Raw genomic sequence first — 7,402 nt, 5'->3', positions numbered from 1 at the left:
CACGGCGATCGTGCCGGTGCCGGCGGCGGCCAGGCGGCGCTGCAGCTCGTAGGTGAACAGCAGGTTGGCCAGCTTGGACTGCGCGTAGGCGGTCATCGGGTGGTAGCGGCGCTCGGCCTGCAGGTCGTCGAAGTTGATGGTGCCCCGCCGGTGGGCGTTGCTGCTGATCGTGACGATCCTCGAGCCGGGGGTGCCCAGTAGCCGGTCCAGCAGCAGGCCGGTGAGGGCAAAGTGGCCGAGATGGTTGACGCCGAACTGGGATTCGAAGCCGTCGGCGGTCTTGCCGTACGGGGGGATCATGAGCCCCGCATTGTTGATCAGCAGGTCCAGCCGGGCGTGCCGGTCGTGGAAGGCTTCGGCCGCGGCGCGGATCGAGGCCAGCGAGGCGAGGTCGAGTCCGAGCGTCGCGATCTCGCCTCGCGGGGCGGCGCTTCTCAGCTGTTTCGCGGCTTCGCTCATCTTGGCCTCGTCGCGGCAGGCCAGCACGACGGTCGCGCCGTGTTCGGCGAGCAGTTTGGCCGTCTCGAAGCCGATGCCGGAGTTGGCGCCCGTGATCAGGGCGATGCGGCCGCGCTGGTCGCCAACGTCGGCGGTGGTCCAGGCAGGGTCGGACATGCGGAAACCTCCTATAATCGGGATGGTCGTCCCGCCTAGAAAGATACGGGACGGCCATCCCGGTTGTCGAGTGGAAAGGTGGTCCCATGCGCGTCGACGCTGAACGCAACCGCAAGCGGGTGCTCAAGGCCGCCATGGAGGCGTTCGCCAACGAAGGGCTGTCGGTGCCGGTGGCCGAGATCGCCCGCCGCGCCGGCGTCGGCACCGGCACCGTCAGCCGCCACTTCCCCACCAAGGAGTCCCTGTACGAGGCGATCGTGCTGGAACGCGTCACCGAGATCGTCGAGCGCGCCACCCACCTGGCCGCGACCCGCGATCCCGGCGCTGCGTTCTTCGACTTCTTCGCCTACATGGTCGGCCAGGGCGCCGCCAACCGCGGCCTGGCCGAGGCGCTCAGCGGCGACGGGTTCGACATCCAGACGGCGGCCTCCGGCACCGAGCACGACCTCGACGGGGTCGAGCGCGACCTGCTCATGCGCGCGCAGCAGGCGGGCGCGGTACGCCCGGACGTCACCATCGCCGACGTGAAAGCCCTCATCGTCGGCTGCCTCGCCCGTGAACGCCACACCCTCGACCCGGAGGCCCGTGAACGCATGATCGCCATAGCCTCCGCCGGCCTGCGCGCCACCGCCCCCCACTCCACTGGCCCGGACGTCGCGGACACCCGCTGACTCCCGTCATCCCCAACGGGACCCGCCAACCCCATAGTTATCTGGGGTTGTTGACCCCTTCTTGCAGGTCAGGGCGCGATGATCTCTCGAACGCGGGGCGGGTTGGTCGGCTGATGCCGGGGCGAGGGGCGTCAGGGAGAGGATGAGTGCGGATAAGGAGACGGTGACGCCTTTGACCAGCCGCATGTGACCTCCGGTCATGGCCGAAAAAGTGCGATCCCATCCCCGCCTTCGTGCTCCTCAGGCGGGTCGGCATGTCCACCCAGGGCATCCACCAGCAATATGCCCGCCAGCAACTCTTCGTCACCCGCAGTCATCGGCGAACACCGTAACTCGATCTCCCGTGTGACCACCAGCCATAGATGGCGACTGGGAGACAAATCAGCCTGCTGGGTCGCTCGGATTCCCAGATGCAGTTGGCGGGAGGTCCCAGATCTTCTCGGCGGCTTGGCGGCGCGACAGGGCGAGCCGACGTCGCTGCAAGTCGATCTCAGTGATGATCACGGTGACCTCGTCGCCGATCTGGACCACATCGCCTGATGCCTCAACAGTCGTGACGGCCAGTTCACTGAGGTGGACCAGACCTTCGATGCCGTCTGCCACGCGGACGAAGACGCCGATGGGCACCACTTTGGTGACCGAGCCGTGCAAGATCTGCCCCACGTGAACGCGGCGTGCGAACTGCTGGAACGGGTCGGGCTGGGTGGCGCGCAGCGATAAGCGGGCTTCGCCGTTATAGGTGTCGAAGACGAGGAACTCGCAGGTGACGTGCTCTCCGACGGAGACGACTTCGGATGGGTCCTCGAAGCGGCGCCAGGACAGCTCAGGCATGCTGATGAAGCCAACGCCGGGAAAGACGGGATGGTCGGGTCCATCGTCCAGATCGACGAAGACGCCGAAACGTTCGATAGCGGCCACAAGGCCGGACAGCCGCTGCCCCGGACGCAGCGCCCTCAGATAGGCCCAGAGCTGTGGATTCTCGGCCGCCGACCGCGAGAGCCAGACCTGCCGCTCTCGGAGATCAACGGCGATCACCTCGGCGGAGACTCGGCCACCGGCTTCAAGGGATTCAGACCGCCAGGAACAATCGAGCGGGCCGATGATGCCGATCGGATCACCGGCGAAGGCGTCGAGGAGCACGGTCGTCTGCGATCGCGTGACCTCCGCGACGGTCCCGGTGAGGACGTCGCCGACGTTCACCGTCCTCAGGAACGCGGCCAGGGACTGTTCGTCTTCCACTGCCCCCATGGCTCCAAGGCTCGCACGAATGCCGGGCGCCCGCACGTTCTACCCAGCCGCCAACCACACCTGGGAACCGCCATCTATAACTAGGGGGCACAGTCAGTTTGACTTTGCAGGCTAGCTGGCCATTTTGCAGCTATCTGGCCATTCGTCATTGGCGTGCACGGGACTGATCCGGCACGGTCCTGACGCCTGCCGGGCAGCCCTGGACCGGGCGCCGCTACGATGACAACGCCCTCCTTACCGGGGTTGGGGCCTGCTCACCGGACCGCCTCGAAGCCCGGGGCAGTTCAACAGGACGGAACAGCGTGGACATCGGCACACAGGAAGAAATCAGTCCGAAGCCGGCGTCTGGATGCGCCCGGCCCAGGAAGCTGCTCCTGCGCGCGCTCGCGGGAGAGCGTACCGAGCGGCCGCCGATCTGGCTGATGCGGCAGGCCGGACGCTACCTGCCCGAGTACCACCGGGTCCGCGAGGCCGCCGGCGGTATGGTCGGGCTCTGCAACTCGCCCGAGCACGCTGTCGAGGTCACCCTGCAGCCAATCCGCCGTTTCCCGCTCGATGCCGCCATTCTCTTCGCGGACCTTCCGCAGGTTGCCGCCGCGCTCGGCCAGACCTTGGACTACCGCGCCGGCGACGGGCCGGTACTGACGCCTCCCGTCCGCTCGGCGGCGGACATAGCCGACTTCCTGGGCGTTTCCCGTCTCCATGAGGAACTGGCCCCGGTCTACGAGACGGTCAGGCAGCTTACCCGTGCCCTGCCTCCCGAGGTGACACTGATCGGGTATGCCGGCGCGCCGTGGACCATCGCCACCTACATGGTCGAAGGACGCGGCGGCGGCTCGTCAGAGCACGCCGTCGTCAAGCAGTGGGCCCTGAGCGACCCGGAGGGGTTCCAGCCCCTGATCGACGTGCTCACGACTGCTGTCATCCAGTTCCTGGGCCGCCAGATCGAGGCGGGCGCGGAAGCGGTCCAGTTGTTCGACACCTGGGCCGGGATCCTCCCCGACGCCCTCTTCGAACGCTGGTGCGTCAAGCCAGTCGCCGCCATCATCGCAGCGCTGAAGGACAAGTACCCGGGCGTTCCCGTCATCGCCTTTCCCCGGGGCGCCGGGCTCGCCTACGACGGCTTCGCCGAGGCGACCGGCGCGGACTGCATCGGCCTGGACGCCACGGTCCCCCTTAACTGGGCCGCGCAAAATCTACAGCGCGGCCTCGGCCGCTGCGTGCAGGGCAACCTCGACCCCCAGCTCCTGGCCGCTGGCGGCCCGGCACTCAACGCCGAGACAGACCGCATCCTGCGTGCCCTGAGCGGGGGGCCGTTCGTGTTCAACCTGGGACACGGCATCATCAAGACCACGCCCCCGGAGAATGTCGCCGCCCTTGCCGAGCAGGTGCGCTCCTGGACCACGCCCGTCCCGCCGCACCCGCTGGGTAATCACACGGGGCACCGGCCGCCCAGCGAGTAGACCGCTTCGCGGAACTGGCGAACCCTCATTTTGGCGCAACCGCTGGTGCCGGCGATCCCGGCCATCTGGTGCGAGGCGCCAGGTGCACCCAGGCCGCGTCAGCGGCCAGAAGTTGCAGGTAGCCGGCCGCCTTGGCGCGGTCACGACCGTTAGCCGGCTCGGGCGGGGAGAGTTCCGGAGGGCGGTGGAGCAGGGACTGCGGTGGTGGCGTCGGGCTCCGCGCCGGCTTTGCCTGGCGGCGTAGCTGCGAAGCGCCCGCAGGAAGTCGATCTCGCGGAACGCGGGCCAGTAGGCGTCGCAGAAGTACAGCTCGGAGTGCACGGTCTGCCAGAGCGGGAAGTTGGACACGCGCTGCTCACCGCTGGTGCGGATGACGAGGTCGGGGTCGGGCTGCCCGGCTGTGTACAGGTGCCGGGCGATGTCGTCGGTGGTCAGGGACTCGGCGAGCCCGGTGAGCGTGCCGCCGCCGTCTGCCTGCTCGTATAGCAGTGCGCCAGCGGCGGTTGCCGTCCATGATCAGCCCGACGTGCCTGGGCAGCGTGACACCGGACAGCCCCCTGCGCAGCTTGCGGGAGTACAGGCCATAGGCAAGATCGCGCAGCACGCCTCTAACCTCCTGCCTGCGGGTCGGCCTGGGGCTTATCTCGGGTGAGCCACGCCCGGCAGGCCGGAACCTGCCCGGGCGCGCCGCGAGAGCTACGTGGCTCCCTGGATGAACCGGGTGCTCGCCGTGGTCCCGGGCGGGCGAGCCGTGGGCCCCGACGTCGCCGCCAGGGTATCGGGCCCGGCGACCGCCCCTGTGAACGTACGCCGCAGCAGGCGTTCCAAGCTGTTGACCGCCTCATCCGTATCGGTGTCGGCGCGTCGGGAGATCGCGACGTCGACCATCGGCACCGGCGGCAGCCCTTGCTGCTCGGAAGGCCGCATCGCGCCGGGCGGGACGTTGCCCACCAGGAGGGCCCCCACGCCGATCCCTGCCGAGACCGCCGCCTGTACGGCGTGCACGCTGGTGCTCTGGAACGCGATCCGCCACTGACGCCCGTGGTGGCTCAACGCGTCGAGCACGGGCTGACGCCACTGGCAGGGCTGGGAGAACAGCACCAGCGGCAACGGATCGGTGAGTGGGTCGAAGGCCGAAGCACATGCCCACGTCAACGGCACCTGGCGCTGCCACCGCACTGAGGCGCCCGGCATCACCGACGGGTCGCCGAACACCAGGTCCAGCCGTCCCCGCCCGGCCGGCCCGCGCAGCGCCGCCGCCGAGCCGACGAGCACCTCCAGCTCCACCAGCGGATGCAGTATGGCGAAGTCGGCGAGCGCGGCCGGCAGCGTGGTGATCGCCAGGTCCTCCAGCAGCCCGATCGCTCGCCGCCCCGACGGAGCGGCGCCACGGCCCGTGATCGAGGTGCGCGCCTCGTCGTGCAGGGCCAGCATCCGCTCGGCGTAGGCGAGCAGCGTCTCTCCCGCCGGGGTGAGCTTGGCTCCATGCGGATCCCGGACCAGGATCCGTTCGCCGACGGCCTGCTCCAGGCGCTGGATCCGCTGGCTCACGGCGGGCTGGCTCACCCGCAGCGCGGTGGCCGCGCGGGTGATGCTCCCCGCGCGCACGGTCGCCGTGAAGGAACGCAGGTCCGCGATCTGGAAATCCCTCTCCATAAGCAGCCATTATGCCTCCCACGGGATTATCGGTGTTCTCAATGCGAGGGCGCGTCCCTAGGCTGGCCGCATGACCGGATACCACCACGTCGACGTCTTCGCCGACCGGCCCTATACGGGCAACAGCCTCGCCGTCTTCGTCGATCCGCCGCACCTCGAGGCGGAACGGATGCTCCGGGTGGTGCAGGAACTCCGGCACTTCGAGACGATCTTCGTGCATACGGCGGACGGCGCTCCCGGCGTCGTGCGGGCCCGGGTGTTCGACCTGATCGAGGAGCTCGACTTCGCCGGGCACCCGGTGATCGGGGCGGCCGCCGTCCTGCACGAACGGGCGGGCGCCGAGCCAGGTGAGGAGCGGGCCTGGACGTTCGAGTTGAAGGCAGGGACCGTGCGCGTCACCACGTCCGGCGAGCGGCCAGGCCAGGTGTCGGCGCTGCTGGACCAGGGGCGTCCTGAGTTCGTGACGGAGAAGGCCCCGCTGGAACGGGCGGCCGTCGCCGAGGCGCTCAGCCTCGCCGAGGACGACCTCGACGCCGGGCTGCCGCTGGAGATCGTCTCGACGGGCCTGCGCTACCTCATCATCGCGGTACGCGGCGGTGACGCGCTGGCCAGAGCCCACATCCGCCACCCTGACTTCGGCGGAGTCCTGGAACGGCTGGGCGCCCAGTTCGCCTACGTTCTCGACGCGGAGGCGATCGAGGGCAGGCACTGGAACAACGACGGCGTCCTGGAGGACGTCGCCACCGGTAGCGCCGCCGGATGCGTGGCGGCATACCTCCTGCGACACGGACGGGCCCGCGACGGCGAGGAGCTCTCGCTGGCGCAGGGACGCTTCACCGGACGGCCCAGCAGGATCGCCATCACCGCCCACGGGACGGCCGGCGACGTCCAGCGCGTCACCGTCGGTGGCGGCGTGGCCTCCGTCGGCACCGGCTCGCTGCGGGTCCTGCCGTGAAGGTCTACGACGCGGACGCCATCAGGGCCGCCATCGGCCTGGACGACCTCGTCGACCCGGTGGCGCGCGCCTTCGCCGATTTCAGCGACGGGCTGGGCGAGGCGCCGATCACAGTGTTCGCGCCCGGCGGCGACCAGGGCGACGTGCACGTCAAGTCGGCGTGGATGCCGGGCCGGTCCGTGTTCACCGTCAAGGTGGCGGCCTGGTTCGCCGCCCGCGCGACCGGCGGGCGGTCACCGTCCAGCGGGTTCGTCGCCGTCCACGACGCTACCACCGGAGACCTGCGCGCCCTGCTCATGGATGAGCACCACCTCACCGACCTCCGCACCGCCGCGGCGGGAGCGGTGGCGACCCGCCTGCTGGCCCGGCAGGACGCCGCCACCGTGGCGGTCCTCGGCACCGGGACCCAGGCCCGGCTGCAGGTCCTGGCCGCGAGGACCGTACGCCCGATCGAGCACGTGGTGATCTGGGGCCGAAGGGCCGATGCCGCGCGAGCCCTGCGCGCGTCGCTCCTGGCGGCCGACCCGCCGTTCACGGTGTCGGTGGCCGACCACCCCCGCGACGCCGTACGGCGGGCCGATGTGATCGTCACCGCGACCAGCAGCCGCCGGCCCATCCTGGAGGGCTCCTGGCTGCGGCCGGGACAGCACGTCACGTCCGTCGGCGCGGACGATGGCACCAAGGCCGAACTCGACCCGGCCTGTCTCCACCGCGCCGACGTGCTGGCCGTCGACAGCAGGGAGAACGCCCCGCTGCACGCCGGAGACCTGCGCGCCGCGGGCCGGGTCGTGGAC

General features: G+C 70.0%; 7 protein-coding genes and 1 pseudogene. 4 read left to right on the top strand and 4 right to left on the bottom strand.

Features of this window, described 5'->3' with window-relative positions:
- On the bottom strand, positions 1-615 hold a 615-nt coding region (locus tag AB0J09_RS50320), incomplete at its 3' end, for an oxidoreductase (RefSeq protein WP_360708345.1).
- Between the two features lie 86 nt (positions 616-701).
- On the opposite strand from AB0J09_RS50320, the gene AB0J09_RS50315 reads away from it, so the two are divergent.
- A complete protein-coding gene (locus tag AB0J09_RS50315) occupies positions 702-1,286 on the top strand; it encodes a TetR family transcriptional regulator (protein WP_360708342.1) in 585 nt (194 codons plus the stop codon).
- 381 nt (positions 1,287-1,667) lie between these two features.
- On the opposite strand, the gene AB0J09_RS50310 is transcribed toward AB0J09_RS50315, so the two are convergent.
- Positions 1,668-2,534 carry a S1 RNA-binding domain-containing protein gene (locus AB0J09_RS50310; protein ID WP_360708339.1) on the bottom strand — a complete coding sequence of 289 codons (867 nt, stop codon included), beginning with the start codon at positions 2,532-2,534 and terminating at the stop codon, positions 1,668-1,670.
- Between the two features lie 302 nt (positions 2,535-2,836).
- Between AB0J09_RS50310 and hemE the strand changes: the two genes are divergently transcribed.
- Entirely contained in the window at positions 2,837-3,997 is a 1,161-nt protein-coding gene (gene hemE, locus AB0J09_RS50305; protein WP_360708336.1) for a uroporphyrinogen decarboxylase, read from the top strand.
- 216 nt (positions 3,998-4,213) lie between these two features.
- On the opposite strand, the pseudogene AB0J09_RS50300 reads toward hemE, so the two are convergent.
- Both AB0J09_RS50300 and AB0J09_RS50295 read right to left on the bottom strand, forming a co-directional pair.
- Positions 4,214-4,489: pseudogene (locus AB0J09_RS50300) on the bottom strand (undecaprenyl diphosphate synthase family protein); the annotation flags it as partial.
- 204 nt (positions 4,490-4,693) lie between these two features.
- Positions 4,694-5,653 (bottom strand): LysR family transcriptional regulator, encoded by a 960-nt coding sequence (locus tag AB0J09_RS50295; protein ID WP_360708333.1) that lies wholly within the window; start codon positions 5,651-5,653, stop codon positions 4,694-4,696.
- 70 nt (positions 5,654-5,723) lie between these two features.
- On the opposite strand from AB0J09_RS50295, the gene AB0J09_RS50290 reads away from it, so the two are divergent.
- Positions 5,724-6,608 carry a PhzF family phenazine biosynthesis protein gene (locus AB0J09_RS50290; RefSeq protein WP_360708331.1) on the top strand — a complete coding sequence of 295 codons (885 nt, stop codon included), beginning with the start codon at positions 5,724-5,726 and terminating at the stop codon, positions 6,606-6,608.
- A partial coding sequence (locus AB0J09_RS50285; protein WP_360708328.1) for an ornithine cyclodeaminase family protein occupies positions 6,605-7,402 on the top strand: 798 nt, incomplete at its 3' end. The genes AB0J09_RS50290 and AB0J09_RS50285, both read left to right, overlap by 4 nt.

It is taken from the genome of Nonomuraea sp. NPDC049784, from assembly GCF_040659615.1.
Taxonomy (GTDB): domain Bacteria; phylum Actinomycetota; class Actinomycetes; order Streptosporangiales; family Streptosporangiaceae; genus Nonomuraea.
The sequence above is the reverse complement of the archived record's forward strand: the minus strand, read 5'-3'. Positions and strand labels throughout refer to the sequence as shown.

Bases quoted from the DNA above. Each gene is read 5' to 3' on its own strand.
- AB0J09_RS50315 (WP_360708342.1), top strand. From the start codon at position 702: ATGCGCGTCGACGCTGAACGCAACCGCAAGCGGGTGCTCAAGGCCGCC.
- AB0J09_RS50310 (WP_360708339.1), bottom strand. From the start codon at position 2,534: ATGGGGGCAGTGGAAGACGAACAGTCCCTGGCCGCGTTCCTGAGGACG.
- AB0J09_RS50295 (WP_360708333.1), bottom strand. From the start codon at position 5,653: ATGGAGAGGGATTTCCAGATCGCGGACCTGCGTTCCTTCACGGCGACC.
- AB0J09_RS50290 (WP_360708331.1), top strand. From the start codon at position 5,724: ATGACCGGATACCACCACGTCGACGTCTTCGCCGACCGGCCCTATACG.